We start from the raw sequence: 17137 nt of genomic DNA, 5'->3' as shown, positions 1-17137 counted from the left end.
CCCTTAGCGGGTGGTTTTTGCCGCGAAGTCCCTCAGGAAGCGCTCGCAGCGGCGGCGCTGCTGGTAGAATTTCTGGCGGCGCGCCTGATAGGAAGTTGAGCTCTTGGGCTCGAAGCCCTCGAAGGCCATCTGCGCTTGGCTGAGGAAATTCTCGACCTCGGCGCGCCTGGCCTTGACTTGCTCCATGAGCAGCGAATTAGGGTCCACCCTCTGCGCGGCCTCAGACGGGGCCTTTTGAAGGAGCGCGACGCCCTGCTGCCTCTGCTGGCTCTCCAATTGGGCGCGCTGCTTCATGGCGCTCTCGTCCGCCCAAGCGGAGCAATAGGCCGCTTCGGCCCTTTTGGCGGCCGCCTCGCAGCTTTCCAGGGAGGGGGCCAGCATCCACCGGCATTCCTCGTGAGCCCCGCACAAGGCAGGGTCGCGCGCCTCTCGGGCTTGGCGAAACGCCGCGACGGCCTGGCAGAGCCTTAAATCCGCGGCGCCCTTAGGCGAGGAGTCGAGCTGGCGGCAGTATTTGTCATAGCCTAGAGTCATCCGGCGGTGGGTCAAGCAGGCTTTGACATCTTGAGGCCCCAAGGGACGGAGCAGCATGGAGGAAAGCTTCTGGCAAAAAGATTCCGGCCCGTCCGGTCCCAGCATGAGAGAGCAGACCTTCGCGGTAGGCGCTCCCCGCAGGGTCTCCTTGATCGGATCGTTTTCAATGAAGGTCCGGCAAACCCTCATGGCATCCGGATTCTTGGAAATGATTGCATGGCCCAGGGAGAGGGCACCCCAATTGCTGGAGCACGACCGCTCCAAATCAGGAACTCCTGCCTTCACCTGTTTGAACGCGGTCCTGCAGCCCCCCTGATCTTTTTTGATGAAAGCTTGGCAAAGGTAATAGCTTTCGAGTCCTATATTGCGCAGTAGCCGGGTTTCTCCGCTTTCCTGGATGAAGGAGATGGAGTATCGAGCCCGGCAGTCCAGGGCCAAATTTTTGCGCGCCTCGGACCAAAGGTCGGGCGCGGGAACCGCGCCGACCGGAGGCTGACTTTTTTGGAGTCGGTTTTTCCTATTGGTTTCTTCCCATGAAGCCGCCGCTTGGCCAAGGAACTGTCCCAAGGAAGAAACCATCTGGGCGGCCTGCAAGGTCAGGATATCCAGCTGTTTGAGGCGATGATCATTGGCCGGCTCTTGGGCCGCGGGTTGGGCCCGAGAAACCGCGGGCGAGGCGGCGAGAAGGCTTGCGGCCATAAATATTTCCAACATGCGCGTTATGCTATATTTTCTATCTCCTCAATGCAAACCGGCATTATTTTAAGCCCTTTCTTGGCCGCATCGCTTTGGGCAGCCCCCGCGCCAGGCGATGGGAGGCGGCCCTCCCCTTTCTGTTCCGAGGCCTACAGCGCGCAAAAAGTGCTCGATGAAATAAAAGGCGGGAGGCTATCGTCCTCCGCCTTGGACGAGGAACCTTCTCTCAGGAGGCCCCTCATCCGATATTACGCCTGCCGAGCCTTCTCCTCCGGACTGCCTGCAATCTGCGACCGCCTGGCTTTCCTCGATGAGGAGAAGAACGCCCGGAAGGGCGGGCCAGGCGTCTTCCCTGCCGCATACAGCTGCCGCAGGGATTTCTATTTATGGGTCTTTGACCGCGCCCGACTTCAGGCAAGCCCGGGCATCATCGAGGCCTGCCTGAAGGAAAACTCGTACCGCAGGCCGGGAGATGAAGGTCCGTTCAAGAAAGAATCTTTCGACAAGGCATGTCGAATCATCGCTAGGTATTCCCAAAAACGAGCGGACCTGGAAGGCGCCTGCGCCGCGCTCCTGCCGCATTTTAGGTCGCGCACGAGCCTGGGAGAATGCCGGGCTCTGTTCCGCTACGGCTACGGGGAGGACGAAGCCGCTTGCATGGGCCTGCGCTCGCCTTACCGCGTGGAGCGTTGCCTTGAACTCGTCCGCTATCGAAAAGCTTATCAGAGCCGCGACGTCGGCGCTTGCGGCGCATCCCTTTACTGCCGTCTGCTCATGGGAGACGGCCCTGGCGCCTGTCAATCCTTGAACGATGAAATCACGGGACTGTTCTGCTCCCGGTCGGCGGCGAGACGGAGCCTGGAGTGATGGCCTGGACGTACAGGTTCCCCTCCTGCTTCCAAGCCACCACGACGCCCCCGCCCGACTCGGGCATGGCCGTGATGCCCAAGGACCCCTCGCCTTTATAGCTTCCCAGGACCACGCCCGGGCCGGAGGCCGCGCCGTTTCGATCGATCCTGCGCGCCAAGACGTCCCGAGTCGCGTAATCGACCCAGGACGAATAAAACGCGCCGCCGTTGGCCAGCATGTCATGCTGATCCTGCGTGATGCTTGCTGCGACCGCCAGGGCGAACTCCGCGGCAGCGACCTTCCCCGGAGAAAACCTCGCAAGCCAGAGGCTCGCGGAAGACTCCGTCTCCGAGCCGGCGCTCACGAATCGCGCGGCCTCGTTGCAGACCGGGTGGCGGCGCCCCGCGGGCGCGGAGCATTCCGGACCGGAGCATCCGTTCTTGAAAGGGCCAGCGGGCCTGGCGGCGTACTGAAGAAGAAGGCCGCCTTCTCCGTCTACTTTGGAGAACAGGTTGAACTTATAGGAGGCCGGGTCTCCGTCTATTGAAACGGCCCTTGCCCCCCAGGACGGCTTGAGGCGGCCGCGTCCGTCCACTCGCGCCAGATGCAGGCTCTGTCCGCCATCGTGCCAGCCCGCCCAAACCACGTAGGCCCCGCCCGCCCCGTCGGCCGCCGCCGTCAAATAGCGGGCGCAGGGCCACGACTCGTTCATTCCCGCCGGGTAGCCGGAACTCAAACGGTTGACCCGGTAGGCGCCGACTCGGGAGACATGGATGGAAAAAATCTCCGCGAAGCGCTTGGACAAGTGGCTGTCCGCGATCACGAACAGGGCCTCGCCGCTTTTGGCGACTCCCGAGATGCCCAAATCCGCCCAAAAGACCGGAGGAGCCGTGGGCGTATCGTAAAGCTTTTTATTGTAAACCAGCCTCCCGGATGCGTCCACCCGGAAGACGAACACAGAATCGGATTCTCGGCCCTTCGCCGAGGCCAGGGAGGTCGCCCCTCCCTCCCCGTCAGCCAGCAGCAGGTAATTGTCCGCTCCGCCGGCCGCGCGGGTCGGAGAGGCCCAGATCGAACGCCCTTCGCGGTCGAAACGCTGAATGAAAAGGGGGCCGCTGCGCGAACCCGTCGAGGGGTCATTTTCCAAGGTGCTGTAAGCCACCAAAACTCCGCCCTTTCCGTCGTTGACAAGCCAAAGGTTCCACAAATCCTTGTCTGGATTTGAGGCCAGCAGGAGAGGATCGCCCCGATTCCACAGCTTCTCGCCCTTCGGGCCCAAATGCTGGCCGTAAACCTGGAGCGGCGTGTCCTCGAGCATGTCGGAAGCCACCCAAACCATGAACGTGCCCCCCGCTCCGTCGGAAACAGCGCGGGAGTAGCGCTCGTTATCCTTCTTGCCGCTGGGCAGGTTATTGGCGACGTAAAGAGGGAAAGGGCCCCATGCCAAGCCGGCCAAGGCCGCGGAAGCTCCGAGCCCGGAAACGACAAAGAAGAATACCGCCTTGCGGAAACACTTTGGCATGCGCGCAACACCCCCAGGTTTCGATTTCGCGGCCGTGTAGCTTATATCAAATGCTCAAAGCCAGTCAACAAACCGAGCGCTCCCACTCCTTGAGACGGCAACGGGCCGCCTCCGAACCCTCTTCAAGGGCGCGCTTAAGAGCCCGCCGGCCTGCCCTTCTTTTTCCCAGCCGGCGAAAAGCCTCGGACAGATCCGCCCAGGCCAGCGCGTCACGGCCGTCCATGAGTAAGGCCTTCTCCAAATGGCTGGCGGCCGGCGCGGGGCGGCCGAAGAGGAGCTCGACGCGACCAAGGTCGGTCAAAATCCAGGCGAAGCGAGGATCGCTCCGGACGGACTCCTGGAAATCCGCCAAAGCCTCCTCAATCCGGCCCTGGGCCAGGAAGGCCTTGGCCCTCCAGGCCAGGACCAGGGGATTGCCCGGATGTATCTCCAGGAATCTCTCGTAGCGCGACGAAGCCTCCTCGTGCCTGCCGGCCTGGGCGGCGGCCAAGCCCAGCCAGGCCCAGCCCCAAACATTGCCGCTTTCACGGGACGCCGCCGACTCCAACTCTTTGCAAGACTCATTCAAGCGGCCCAAGAGAAGCAGGAAAAAACCCCTCCAGCGCCGCATGGCGGTCGAGGGCTTAACGACTTCCAGGCGGCACGCGAAGGTCTCGAGCTCCGCCGGCGGGCGGGAAAACCATAGCTCCACGTATTTCGGATCCAATACCGCCGCCCGATCCATATCCACGGCCCAGGACTTCAGGCGGCCCAAATTCCAATGGGCCCTTGCCAGCCCATTCCAAGCCAATGCGTAGGAGGGCTTTCCCTCCAAGGCTGCGCTAAAATCCCTCAAGGCTTCCTTCATACTGCCGACCTTGAGACAGGCCAAGCCCCGCCAGGTCCGCACCCAGGCCGCGTAATCGTAGCCGGGATCTTGGGCCAGGGCCCGATCGAAGTCTTCAAGCATCCCGTCATGAATTCCGAGGATCCTCTTGGCCTCCGCCCGCCAAGCCAGATACCAGCCGTTGTCTGGCTCCAGCTCCAGGGCCCGGTCGAATGAAACGAGCGCTTGAGGGCTCCTGGCGAAGGATACCTTGGCTCTGCCCAACCAGGCGTGAATCCAGGCCCGCCCCCCCAGGGTCGCGGCCCTTTCGAGCTCCGCCATGCCCGCGGCGTCGCCCGCCTGCAGCCTCGCTTCCCCCCGCCAAGCGAGAATCATCGGGTCGCGCGCCCCAAGGCTCCAGGCGCGGCGCAAATCGCGCACCGCGCCGCGGTAATCGCCCCCGCGCCTTCTTAAAAGACCGCGCCAGGCCCAGGCCTCGGCCCTACTGGGGCTCGCCCCGAGCCAACGCTCGACGTGGGGCAGGAGCTCCGCGGAGGAAACTTCTTCGGGATTGTCGCGATGGAGCTTGGCGGGCTGTTCCTTCCTAGCCTCCGCGTAGGAAAACATGAAGCTTGGATTGAGCGCGTAAGCTTTCATGAGCTCCATCCAAGCCGCGGAACTTTCCCCGCGCTTAAGGCGTTGGGTGCTGCGGGAAAGGTGAGACCGGCAGCTCGCGCGGGAAGGCCTTGGGCTCAAGGCAGGCCGCCAAGGTCCCAAACCCGAATGATGCCGTCCCAGCCGCCAGAAACGGCTCGGCGGCCGTCCGGGGAGCGAGGGAGCAGGGAAGAACGCGCCGCGCGGGGCCCAAACAAAAGACTCAAACAGACAATCCATTTCATTGGGGCGGCGAGATTCTATTATATTGCATGCTTCACCTCAAGACTGAATGAAATCCGCCGAAACCCGTGGAGGTCCCGATTCTGCCCCCCTCCTCCGAGGCCTCCTCATCCCTCCCCGCATCGCCCTGAGCCCTCGATCACCAAGGCTTTTTTTAGATCCGTCCGGGCCGAGGCCAAATCTCCCAAAGCCGCGCAGGCCTTGGCTCTGAGCACCAAGGCCTCCGACTGCCTGGGGTTGGCCTCCAGCGCCCTCTCGGCATCCGCCTTGGCCGCCGCGGCCCGGCCCAGCGCGAGATTCAGCTTGGCTCGAAACACCAGGACGCGGTCCTCCAGCCAGCTTTTCTCGATGAGGCACTCGAATTCGCGGGCTTGTCTCGCGAGCGCGCCGCGGTCGGAAGACGCGGCGGGCAGGTCAAGGAAGTGCACGGCCTCGTTGAGGTCCTTTAATCCCTCATCGAGGCGCCCTTGGTGGCGGCGAGCCTCGCCCCTCAAGGCGTACGCCCAGGGCTTCTTAAGCCCGAGCTCGATAGTGCGGCAGAGCAGCCCCTCGGCCCTGTCCACCTCCCCTTGCGCCAAGGCCCGCTCCCCCTCCCGGAAAAGCCTCCAGACAGGCGAACCCTTGGCTTGAGAGGAGCGCCCCTCCGCCCCCTTCTTAAAGTCCACGGCTCCCAGGACCGACAAGTCCTTGAGCAGGCGGAAGACCTGTCCCTCGATGATATCACGGGGAAGGCCTCGCCTGAGCCCAAGGACGCTCTTGATCGCCGAGATGCTTCGCCGGCCGTTCAGCAATCCCAGCACCGCGGCATAGGAGCCGGGCAGGATTCTCTTGGGATTGACGGCCCGCGCCGAAGGCTCGCGCGACTCGGTTTTAACTATCTCAAGGCGCTTGATGGGGTACAGGCGGCCGGATTGGGCTCTAGGCAGAAAGGTCCAGGAGAGTTTCCTGGGCAGCTTCCAAAAAGGAATCCAGGAGTCGGGCAGTTCTTTCATGGCGGACTTCTCGCTCGCCCGGAGGGCGTTTTCCTCCAGGGTCGTGGGGTGTCCCATGAAGCCCGTTTCCACGATGGCCAGTATCTGGCGGGTCCAGCGCTTGAGCTCGAGCTTGGTCCCTTCCCATTGCCAAGGATGATGTTGGCCGGAGGCGCCGAAAAGAAGGGTCTGAGAGGTGTAGGCTCTCTCGAAATAATAGGTAAGGCCCGAGGCCACGGCCACGAAGGACATCTTGTCGGATAAATCCAGAGGAGACGCCCGGCCCATGGCCTGCCTGGCCTTTCTCCACCACGAGCGCGCATTCGGATCATTATGGTACCAGAACTCGATCAAGGCCATGAAGGAGCCGGCGATTTCCTTGCAGAAGCGATCGTAATCGTTCCATAGAAGCTTCCCCAGCCCCTTATCTTTCAAGCGCCAGGCGGTACTGAGCGCGTAGGCCGCCCGGTGACCGGAGATGTGCGCCATCATCACTCCCGAGGAAAGAAGAGGATCAAGGAAGAAAGCCGCATCGCCCGCCGCCAGCCACCCCGGCCCGCAGGCGTTCTCATTGGCGTAGGACCAATCTCCGGCCGTGAAAAAATCCTTTTCCGGCTCGGTCGGGTCCACTCCCCTCATGAGGCTCGCCTCTTCCAGAAGCGGCCATATCTCCGAGCAGGAGCGCAGAGACTCGAAGAAGAATTCTCTAAAATCCGACACCTTGCGCTCCCGCACGTAATCGGCCTTGGAAACCAAGCCCACCGATATCATGTCGCGAGACAGCGGAATGTACCAAAACCAGCCTTGGGGCGTGGAGCACACGAATATCTTGGTCTTGTCCGGATGCCCGGCATACTCGAATTTCCAGCGGGCGCCCTTGAAATAAGCGTAGCCGGCGATATTCTTCAAATCCTCTCGGTATTGGCGGGTCCGCCTTGCGCGGGAGAGAAAACCATTCTGCCCGCTGCAGTCGGCCAGCATCCGGGAGGCGAGCTCGATGCGGCGCCCTTCGGGCGACTCCACGATGAGGCCGCGAATCTCGCCGCCTTTCTCGACCGGCTCCACCGCCTTGAAGCCCATCCACGCCTCCGCCCCGCATTCCCGGGCGTGATCCAGAAGTATCTCATCATATCGAGATCGAAGGACTTGCCAAGAGAACTCGGTGTCGAGAAGGCTGCCGTATTTTTCGAGCATCTCGAGGTTGAGGTTATTGAAGTCGGCGTCCCAAGGCTCCCGGTTCTTCCCCCAAACGAACACCACCCCGAATTTTTTTGGAAATCCCACGGCGTTGATCTTGTCGAAAACCCCCATCTCCTTGAGGACCGGGATCATGCCCGGCAGGAGGGACTCTCCAATATGATGCCTTGGAAACGGACTTTTCTCGATGATGAGAACCTTGGCCTCGGGGTTGTATTTCTTGACCACAGTGGCCATGGTGGTCCCGGCTGGGCCCGCTCCGATCACCACGAGATCGTAAGCCTCCTTCATGCTCATGCGAACGCCCCCAAATTCTCATGCGCCCGATCCCGCAGCCAGAGCGCGGGCTTGGAGGCGGGATCGAAGCTGAAGTCAAGCGCGCGGCCGGCGAGCTCCAGGGCGCGGCGAAAGTCCCCCTCGCGCAGGCTCTTGAAGCCCATCCCCAGCCAATGCGCCATGCTGTCCCCTCCCTCCTGGGGCATGCGCCGAAGCTGCTCGAGGGGATCCCGATTCTCCCCTTCGAGCACGCAAAGCCCCGCGGCATAGCTGTTGAGGGCATCGGCCGCCGAGGCGAGATCCCCGTTCTTGATGTGGGCCTGGCACAGCCAGCGGTAAATCCAGCGGGCATGAGGGTAGAGCTCGAGGGCCTGTTTGAGGTCTGGGATCGCCTCCTGCCAACGCTCCAAGCGGCAGAGGGCCTCTCCCCGCCAAGCCAGGGCTTGGGGAGACTGGCCTTGAAGGACAAGGGACGCATTGAGAGCCTCCAGGGCCTCCTGCGTCCGCCCCAGAGAGAGAAGGCAATGCCCTTTCGCCGCGAAAGCCCAGCCAAGGCCGGCGTCGAGCGCCAAGGCCTTGTCGAACGAGGACAAGGCCTCATTGGGATAGCCGAGGCGGCGCAGGGCTTCCCCCTTCCAGACATAAGGCCAAGGCGCCCTGGGAGCGAGCTTGAGCGAACGGTCCAAATCTTCCAAGGCCGCGAAATATTCCTGGAGGAGGAGCCTCGTCTGCCCCCGCCAGGCCCAGGCCCAGGCCGCGCGCGGCCTTTCCTCTATATAGTCGCTTAAGCCCTTCAAAGAGCGCCGGCAGGCGGGGTTCGGGTGACTCATGCTGATGCGATGCTCGACCCAAACCCCTTGCCGGTCAATGAAGGCCGCGGCTCTCAGCGCCCGGCCCGCCTCATCCACCCACCCGAGCTTGAAGCAGGCCTCGGCCAAGGGGTAGAGAGTGGTGGGGTAGTAAGGGTTGAGCTTACGGGCCTTTTTTAGGAGGCGCGCGGCGCGGGCGTGGCGGCCGAGCTCCGCGCACGAGACCCCGAGCCAGGAGTAGCCGCGGTCGTAGCGGGGCAGAAGCTTTATCGAGCGCTCGAGCTCCCGCAAGGACTCGGGGGTTTTCTTCATCACGAACAAGGCCCGGCCCCGCCAGGACAGAGCGAACCCCGACTTGGGAGCCAGCTTCAGCGCCCGATCCAAATCCCCGACCAAGGAACGGTCCTTGAGGTCGGCCTTGGCCCGGGCCATGAAAAGAAGGGCCAACTCGTCCTTGGGCTCGAGCCGCGAGGCGCACCGGCAGTCCGCGACACAGCCCTCGAAATCTGCCATGTACCAACGGCATATCCCGCGCAGGATCCAAGGCCAGTTCCAGGACGGCTCGAGCGCCATGGCTTCTTCAAAGCAGACGATCGCGCGCGCGTAGCGCCGCGCCATCTCATGGGCCATGCCGGAAAGGAGCCGGCACCAGGCGTTCTTCGGCTCCAAGGCGGCGGCGCGCTCGAAGTCCGCCAGGGCTTCCGGCCCCAAGCGAAAAGAGCCCCAATAGCGCTCGCGGCGCAAAAGCCCGCGTCGGAGCAGGAGCCCGGCCTCGCCTCCCGGCCAGGATGGGGCCCGCCCGGCGCTCCAAGGAAACTTCCTTCCTATCGCCAGAAGCTCGCCAAAGCCGCGCAGGTCATTCTGCCGGTAGAACAGGAGGGCGTGGGCGACATACCCGCGCCAGGCGAGCAGAGATGTCTTTTCAGACGGAGGCAAGCCGGGCCTCCATCTCGCGGCATTGTTCGTCGTTGAGAAGATAAGGAAAATCGGCCAAAAGCCTGCGGTAGTCCTCGATGGCTTTCTCCGGGCGGCCGGCCGCCCGGCAAATCTCTGCCCTCACGGCGTAGGCCCGGCCCATATTGGGGGCGATCTCAAGGCAGCGCTCGGCCGCCGCGCGCGCCTTCTTGAGGTCCTCGCGGGCCAGGTGAACCTGGGCCAGCAGAAGGTAGGCCTCCGGATACTTGCCGTCCAGGAGAAGAGCCGTTTTAAGCTTCTCCACGGCACGCCGATAGCGGCCCTGCGAGAAGTCCATCCGAGCCTCAAGATGGTAGGCCCAGGGAATCTTGGACTTCGCCGCGAGCACTTTTCTTATGACGGCGCGGGCCTCGGCGGGGGCCCCCGCCTCGAAGCACGCCTCGGCCAGCCATCCATGGGCGATCCAGAGGCGCGGCGAAAGCTCGAGGGCGCGCATGAGCTTGCGGCGGGCAAGCTCCGGTCTCCCGGCCCTGAGCCAACCCCAGCCATGCCAAGCCAGGGCCAGGACGTTCTGGGGATCGAGCCAGGACGCCCTTTCGAAATCCTCGAAGGCCTCCGAGAAGCGCTGCTGTTGTATCCTCAACTGGCCGCGCCAAACAAGGAGGGAGGGCTCCCGGGGATCGGCGGCCAAGGCGCGCCCCAACTCCGCCGCGGCCCTATCCAGCTCGGCGGGGCTCGGGGCGTCCCCGGTCTTGAACGCCCAGTGGTAGCGGTGGTCAAGCAAGAAGGCCCGGTCCAGATCCCGCGCGGCCGCCGCCGGCTCGCCCAGCCCCCGCAAGCTCCTGGAGCGTTCGTAATAGGTGAGGCTGTAATAGGGATCCATGACAAGGGCACGGTCAAGATCAGCCAGGGCTTGCTTAGGCCGCCCGAGCTTGCGCCAAAGCGAGCCGCGCCAAACGTAGGCCCGGTGGTAAAAAGGCTGGAGGCGGACGCTCAAGGCGAAATCCTCCAAGGCCTCTTGCGTCTCTCCAAGAAGGCGCCTGGCGTTGGCCCGCCAGGCGTAAAACCAGCCGATGGACGGGGCAAGCTCAATCGCCCGGGTCAGGCGCTCGACTCCCTGGCGCGCCCCTCCCGGGGTGTAGCAGGCGGCCCGCCCGAAGAAGGCCTGGGCCCAGGCCAGGTCCGGATGAGTCTTGACCAGCCTTTCCACGAAGGAGTAGTCCTCGGCCGGGAAATGGGAGAAATGGGTCTGGGTCGCCTCCCGGCGGTAGTAGGCGCCGACCTTCTCCGGATGGGAGAAGGAGAATGCCAGCATCTTGCGGGTGTAGCGCGGCGACTCCACGTCCGAGGTCCGGTGAATCTGGAGGGTGATAAATCCGAGGACCGGGCTCGCGTTGTACGCCTGGCGCAGATAGAATGCCGCCTCGCCGGGGTCCTCGGCCAGTCGGCAGCGTAAAAGTGCTGCCGCAGAGCAGGCGGGATTTCTCCTCAAGGACTCCTCGTAGGCCTTGGCTGCGCGCACGCGCCGCCCCGCCTTTTCCTCGGCCCGTCCGAGAAGGAGCAGGCCTAAAGCCGACTCCGGGCGCAGGCCGAGAAAGGCCTCCAGGTCCGCGCGCGCCTCGTCGGGCCTTTCCCGCAAAAGCCTTCCCGCGCCGCGGTAGAGGTAGGCCCACGGCTGATCGGGCCCCGTTTCCACGGCCTTGGAGAAGCAGGTTTCACCCTGCTCCCCGCCGAGGTCGAGCTCTCCCAGCCAAGCGCGGGCCCGGGCATCCCGAGGATCCTTGTCCAGGGCCGCCTGAAAATCCCGGCAGGCTCCCCGATGATCTCCCATGATCCTCTTGAGCCTGCCCCGATAAAGCGGATCCTTGTCCAGGGCCTCCCGGCAGAGCGAAAGCTCGGGATGATGAAGATTCTTGAAATACTCGAGCTCATGCTCCGGGACGTGGGGCAGGCCGAAGCGCCCGGCCAAGTCCTCTATCTTTTCCGCCTGACCCAGCCCGTCCAAGAGCTCGGCGGCCTGCGCGAATTTCATCGGTTCAGCAGGGCCTTGAGGCGGCCCTTCTCCTCCTCATTGAAGAGATAATCGAATTTATCCAAGGCCAAGCGCCAGTCCTGAATCACGAGCTCTGGCCGGCCCAAGCTCTCGTTGATGCGGGCCCGCAGGATCACGGCCCGGCCGTGGTTCGGGGAGATGGCAAGGGCCTTCTCCACGCTGGAAAGGGCCTCCCTCGCGCGGCCGAGCTCGAGCCGGACCCGCGCCGACAAATAATAGCTTTCCGCGTCACGCCCCTCGAGACCCGCCGCTTTCTCGAAAGCGGCCAAGGCCGCACGCCCGCGGCCGAGCTCAAAGAGGAAGCGCCCGCGCTCCTGGTGGGCCCACCAGAGCCGGGGTCTTTGGCGCAAGAGCCCCTCCAAGAGGCGCAAGGCCTCCCCGCCCCGGCCTTGCGCGAACAGGCAACGCGCCATCCAGCCCCGGACGACGGTCAGGCCTGGTTCGAGCTCCGCGGCCTTCCTTAAGTAGAGTTCGGCCCGGCCGGGATCGCCCGCCTCGCAGAGAGCCCTTCCCTGCCAGGCATGGGCCAGACCGTGGAGGGGATCCAGGGCCAAAGCTTGGCTAAAATCCAGAATGGCGCGGGGAAAATCCCTCGCCTGCATAAGGGCCTGGCCCCGCCAGGTCCGCAAGGAGGCCGAGCGCGGGCAGCGCTTCAACGCGGTATCCAGCTCGGCTATCCCCGCCTCGAGCTCCTCCCGGGAGGGCTCTCGCCCCACGGCATGGACCCAGGAGTAGCGGTGGTCTTGGCGGAAGGCTTGATCGAGGTCCGCGGCCGCCCCCGCGTAATCCCCCAAGTCCCGCCGGGCAAGAGACCTCTCATGACGGGTGAAGGGATAGTCCTCGTCCACGGACACGGCGCGGTCCAAATCCTCCAGGGCCCGACGGGGGCGACCCAGCTTGCGCAGCACGGCCCCGCGCCAGGCGTAGGCGCGGTAATAATACGGCTGTAGGCGCAGGGCCTCATCGAGGTCCTTGAGGGCTTCCCGCGGCCGGCCGAGGGCCAGACGGGAAAGGGCGCGCCAGGCCAGGGGCCAGCCCCGGCCGGGGGCGAGCTCCACCGCGGCGTCCAAAGCCTCCAGGCTCGCCAATCCCAGCCCCGAACCCCGGGGGCTACGAGCCAGCGCCCTTCCCCAGAGGGCCCAGGCCCAGGCCCGATCCGGGCGGCGGCGCTTGGCGCGGGCCGCGATGGCCACGGCCTCGTAGTGGAACGGGGAATAGCGGATGTCCGCGGCAACGCAGCGCGCGCACGGCGCCTTGGCGCGCCCCTCCTCCAGGGAGAATCGGACGAGCTTTCGCAAGTACGCCTCCCAGCCTTCTCTCGGGCCGCGCTCGAACAGGGCCAGATGGGCGTAATCCGGTTCCGCGTCGAAGGCATCCTCGCAGGAGGCCGCGAATGCCCCGGGAGAGTCCTGGCTCCTGGCGCGCAAAATATGCGCGGCCGCTAAACCTTGCGAAAGCTCGGCCGCCCGCGCGAAGCTGCGCACGGCCGGGCGCCGGCGGCCTTCCTTGTTTTGCGCCAAACCCAGCATCAAATGGCCGAGAGACGAGTTAGGCCGGAGCCTCGCGAACGCCTCGAAGTCCCCGCCGGCCTCATGGAATTTTCCCGCAAGCCAGCGCCCGGCGCCGCGATAGAGGTAGGCGCAGGCAAGCCCGGGCTCAAGCCCTATCGCCTGGCTCAAGCTCTCCTCGGACGAGGGCTCCCCCAGGGCCAGCTCGCCAAGCCAGGCCATGGACAAGGACATCCGAGGATTCAAGTCCAAAGCCTCCTTAAGGTCCCGCGCGGCACCCAAAGCGTCTCCCATGAGCCGCCGGACCCTGCCCCGCCAGGCCAGAAGCCGGGGGCTTTTTTCGGCCTCGAGGCTCTTGAGGGCGCCCGAGAGCTCACCGAAATACAGCCCGCGAAAGTAAGAGAGCTCATGCTCCGGGATATGGGGAACCCCGTAGCGCAGGCTCAAATCCTCCAGCTTCTCGGCCTGCCCCAAGGCCTCGAGGAGGCGCGGAATGGTCATGGGATGGCTAAGAGAACCGCGACCGCGCGCTTCTCCTCGCTGTTGAAGAGGTAGGGAAATTCCGCGTAAACCTTGCGGAAGTCCTCGACCGTTTCCCGGGACCGGCCCAAGCGCTCCCGGATCCTAGCCCTAAGCAGGTAGCCCCGGCCCAGATTCGGGGATATGGTGAGGGCCTTTTCCACGGCGGCCAAAGCCTTCGGGAGTCTGCCCAGCTCGAGGCGAATGCGCGCCTCCAGATAATGGCTCTCGGCGTGCCGCCCCTCGCAAGCCAGGGATTTCATGATCCAAGGCAAGGCCCGGCGGGCGCGCCCCGCCTCGAGATAGAGCTCGGCCTTCTCCTGGAAAGCCCACCAGGTCTCGGGCTTGTCCTTGAGCAGCGAATCCAACAGCCTCTGCGCCTGGGCAAGCCGCCCCTGCGCGGCCAGGGCGCGGGCAAGCCAGCCTCTAAAAATCGAGAGTTCCGGGGCCAGCTCCGCGGCCTTCCTTAGGGCGTTCTCGGCCGGGCCGGGGCTTCCGCCGCCAAGCCGCGCCCGGCCGAGCCAAGCCTGGGCCAAGGCGTGCTGGGGATCGAGCCGGCAGGCCTTCTCGAGATCGAGCACGGCTCCGCTTTCATCCCCGGCCTCAAGGCGCAGCTGCCCCCGCCAAGCCAGAAGGGAGGGATGGCGCGGCTCGGCCGCGACGGCTTGAGAGATCTCCTCCAAAGCCAGAGCCCTCTCCTCGGGGGAGGGCTCGCGGCCGACCGTGAACAGCCAGCTGTAGCGGAAATCCAAAGCGAAGGCCCGGTCCAGATCCCGCGCGGCCGGCGCCCAGTCTCCCAGAGCGCGGCGGACCAAGGAGCGCTCGTGCCAAGCGAAGGCGTATTGCTCGTCCATGAACAGCGCCCGGTCGAGGTCCCCGAGGGCTCCCTTCAAATCCCCGGTTTTGCGCCGAAGGGCCCCCCTCCAGGCGTAGGCGCGGTGGTAAAACGGCTGGAGCCGGAGGCAGGCCTCGAAATCCCTCGAGGCCCCGGCGGGGTCCTCGAGCTTGATCCGGGCCAGGGCGCGCCAGGCCAGGATCCAGCCGCTCGATGGCGAAAGGGCCGCGGCGCGCTCGAGAAGCTCCAGGCCCCGGCGGGAGCGATCCAAGGAGGGCGGGCAGCGCAGGATCGCCCGGCCGCAAAGGGCCAGGGCCCAGGCCTTCCCCGGCCGAAGCTTTGAGAGGCGGAGCGAGTCCTCGTACTCCTCGAATTGGTAAGGCGAATAATGGATGTCCTCCTGCCGGTAGTACCAACCCGCGCGCTCCGGTTCCCGGAAGGCGAAGGTCCTGAGCCTCCGGAGATGCCCTGCCCAGGCGCGGCCGGGCCCGTGCCAGGACAAGGTGATCAAGGCGTAGGTGGGATCGGCGTCCAGGGCTCTCTCGGCCGATTCCAAGCCGGGGCCGCTTGCCAGCCAATGAAGCGCGGCGCAGGCGGAATTGAGAGCCGCCGCCTCGGCGAAGGCCCGGGCCGCCTCCCGGCCGCGGCCCAGCCGCTCCAGGGCCGCCCCGAGAAGGACCCGGCCCAGGACCGCCTCGGGGCGCAGGCGAAGGTGGGAGGCAAAATCCTCCAAGGCCTCATCAAGCCTTCCGCCCAGCAGGCGGCCGGCGCCGCGGTAGAAATAGGCGCAGGAAAGCCCCGGCTCGAGGGCGATCGCCTGGCTCAGGCTTTCCTCGGCCGACGCATCGCCCAAGGCAAGCTCCCCGAGCCACGCCCTGGCCAAGGCGAGGCGGGGATTTAGGTCCAAGGCCTTTTTGAAATCGCGAGCCGCCCCGACGGCGTCCCCCAAGAGGCGCCTTAGTCGTCCGTGTTCCAGATAAGCGTCCGCATTTTCGCGACGACCCAGCTCCCGGGAGGCCTCCTCTAAAGAGGAGGCTAATTCCGGGCGCCGGAGCCGCGAGAACTCTCCCAGCTCATACTCGGGGATGAACGGGAGCTTGAATCTTGAGGATAAATCCTCCAGCTTCTCCCAAAAGCCCCGATCCTCAAGCCGAGACAACGCGGGCTTCATCTTCCTCCAAGGAGTCCAAGAATTCACGGAAGGCCGGCTGGCGAGGTTCCAGAGCCGCGGCCGAGCGGGCGTCCTCGCCGGCCGCATCCCGCCGCCCGAGGCCCAGCTGGGCTTGAGCCCGCCAGAAATACAGCCAGGAATACTCCACCATGGAATCCCCCACGGCCTGGCCGAGGTCGCGGACCGCTCCCGCGAAATCGCCCTCGAGCAGGCGCAGGCGCCCGCGCCAAGCGTAGGCGCGGCCGTAGAAGGGATCGGCCTCCACGGCCCTGTCCAACTCCCGAGCCGCCGCGCCGAGCTCGCCCAGGCGAATGAAGGCCTCTGCGCGCCAGGCATGGGCCCAAGCCAAATTTCCGTTGAGACTCAAGGCGCGGTTGAGATCCGCGAGCCCCTGTCTCGCCTCTCCGATCTGCACCAAGGATTCCCCCCGCCAAGCCCTGGCCCAGGCCTGGCGGGGGCGAGACGCGGCGTGGGCCGTCAAGGCGCCGAGGGCGGATTCTCTCTCTTTATCGAGGGCGACGGGCTCCGCCGTCCAATTGCCGAGCCAATTGTGCCTGTGGTTGAGGCGCGCGGCAAGGCGCAGATCCTTAAGGGCCGCGTCCACGCGCCCAAGGCGGCTCAAGACCCGGGCGCGCTCGGCGCGGGCCTTTTCGAAATGCGGGCAGGCCCGGAAGGCCGCGCCCAAGGCCTCGAGGGCCTTATCGTTTAGGCCCAGGCCACGATAGACCTTGGCGAGCCACAGATAAGTCCGGTCGTAGGCGGGCTCCAGGGCCCGGGCCTTGAGAAGATCGCGCAACGCCCCGCGCGCGTCGCCGAGCTTTCTCCGCGCGTCGCCGCGCCAGGCCAAGGCCCAGCCCGCGCCGGGGCTGAGCGCCAGCGCCTGATCCAAATCCGCGAGGGCCGCCGCCTCCGGCCTCATCTGGAAGCGCACCCGCGAGCGCAGGGCCCAGGCCCAGGGATTTCTCGGCTCCAAGGCCAGGGCCCGGTCTATGAAAGCCATGGCCTCGGAGAGCTCGATGTCCACGCGCCCCGTTTCGCTCAAAAGGATGAAGGCCCAGGGCCAGTCGGGCCTGAGCCTTTCCAAGGCCGAGAAGCTTTCCCGGACCCGCCCGAGCTCGCCGCGCCGCAGCCGTGCCAGCCCCTCCCACACCCGGGCCGGCCAGAATCTGGGAAAGCGCCGGGAGGCCTCGGCTAGGACCGTCAAGCCTTCGCCGCGCGCGGTGCGCTCAAGAAGAGACTCTAGAAGACTTTTCCCTCGGGAGCGAGCGCTGGGCGCGTACAGCCGCAGTATCCCCAAGAGCACCGCTGCCTGGGGCAAATCGGGCCGGGCCCGGCTCCAGGCCAAGAGGCGTCTCTGTGCCGCGGACCAGCGGCCCCTAGAGACCTCCCCGCTCAAGGCACGATAGTCCGGCATGGCGGGCAGGGCCGAAACAATCTCCTCGACCGCCGGAAAAAACGAGGATGGAACCGCAGAGAGCGCGCCCAACCGGCGGGTCGCCGACAGCGAGGCGATGCAGGCGTGCCGGTGCAAGAGAACGCTTTTAAGGAAGCCCAGAAGAAGCTCGGCGACGGGCTCCATG

At 65.2% G+C, this 17137-nt stretch carries 10 protein-coding genes; 1 reads left to right on the top strand and 9 read right to left on the bottom strand.

Annotation, left to right across the window (positions count from 1 at the left end; all coding sequences use genetic code 11):
- Window positions 1-3: 3 nt before the first annotated feature.
- Window positions 4-1248: a hypothetical protein gene (locus tag HY921_02640; GenBank protein ID MBI5629765.1), complete on the bottom strand. Its 1245-nt coding sequence runs from the start codon at window positions 1246-1248 to the stop codon at window positions 4-6.
- A gap of 189 nt (window positions 1249-1437) precedes the next feature.
- Between HY921_02640 and HY921_02635 the strand changes: the two genes are divergently transcribed.
- Complete coding sequence (locus tag HY921_02635) at window positions 1438-2097, top strand: hypothetical protein (protein ID MBI5629764.1); 660 nt, start codon at window positions 1438-1440, stop codon at window positions 2095-2097.
- On the opposite strand, the gene HY921_02630 is transcribed toward HY921_02635, so the two are convergent.
- The 8 genes from HY921_02630 to HY921_02595 form a co-directional block, all read right to left on the bottom strand.
- The gene (locus tag HY921_02630; protein MBI5629763.1) at window positions 2048-3601 is read right to left on the bottom strand and encodes a hypothetical protein; all 1554 of its coding nucleotides are present in this window, start codon (window positions 3599-3601) and stop codon (window positions 2048-2050) included. The two genes, HY921_02635 and HY921_02630, sit on opposite strands and share 50 nt — an antisense overlap.
- 64 nt (window positions 3602-3665) lie before the next feature.
- Window positions 3666-5063: a tetratricopeptide repeat protein gene (locus HY921_02625; protein ID MBI5629762.1), complete on the bottom strand. Its 1398-nt coding sequence runs from the start codon at window positions 5061-5063 to the stop codon at window positions 3666-3668.
- Window positions 5064-5410: 347 nt separating this feature from the next.
- Window positions 5411-7768: a tryptophan 7-halogenase gene (locus HY921_02620; GenBank protein MBI5629761.1), complete on the bottom strand. Its 2358-nt coding sequence runs from the start codon at window positions 7766-7768 to the stop codon at window positions 5411-5413.
- Window positions 7765-9492: a tetratricopeptide repeat protein gene (locus HY921_02615; GenBank protein ID MBI5629760.1), complete on the bottom strand. Its 1728-nt coding sequence runs from the start codon at window positions 9490-9492 to the stop codon at window positions 7765-7767. The genes HY921_02620 and HY921_02615 overlap by 4 nt, the downstream gene beginning before the upstream one ends.
- Window positions 9479-11503 (bottom strand): tetratricopeptide repeat protein, encoded by a 2025-nt coding sequence (locus HY921_02610; GenBank protein ID MBI5629759.1) that lies wholly within the window; start codon window positions 11501-11503, stop codon window positions 9479-9481. The genes HY921_02615 and HY921_02610 overlap by 14 nt, the downstream gene beginning before the upstream one ends.
- Window positions 11500-13533: a tetratricopeptide repeat protein gene (locus HY921_02605; protein MBI5629758.1), complete on the bottom strand. Its 2034-nt coding sequence runs from the start codon at window positions 13531-13533 to the stop codon at window positions 11500-11502. Before HY921_02605 ends, HY921_02610 begins: the two co-directional genes overlap by 4 nt.
- Window positions 13530-15557: a tetratricopeptide repeat protein gene (locus tag HY921_02600; GenBank protein ID MBI5629757.1), complete on the bottom strand. Its 2028-nt coding sequence runs from the start codon at window positions 15555-15557 to the stop codon at window positions 13530-13532. Before HY921_02600 ends, HY921_02605 begins: the two co-directional genes overlap by 4 nt.
- On the bottom strand, window positions 15532-17136 hold the full coding sequence (locus tag HY921_02595; GenBank protein ID MBI5629756.1) for a hypothetical protein: 1605 nt from the start codon (window positions 17134-17136) through the stop codon (window positions 15532-15534). Before HY921_02595 ends, HY921_02600 begins: the two co-directional genes overlap by 26 nt.
- Window position 17137 lies beyond the last annotated feature (1 nt).

The sequence above is a fragment of the Elusimicrobiota bacterium genome (assembly GCA_016218575.1).
Taxonomy (GTDB): Bacteria; Elusimicrobiota; Elusimicrobia; order UBA1565; family UBA9628; genus JACRDN01.
Note: the sequence above shows the minus strand (reverse complement) of the source record. Positions and strands in the feature narration are given on the sequence as shown.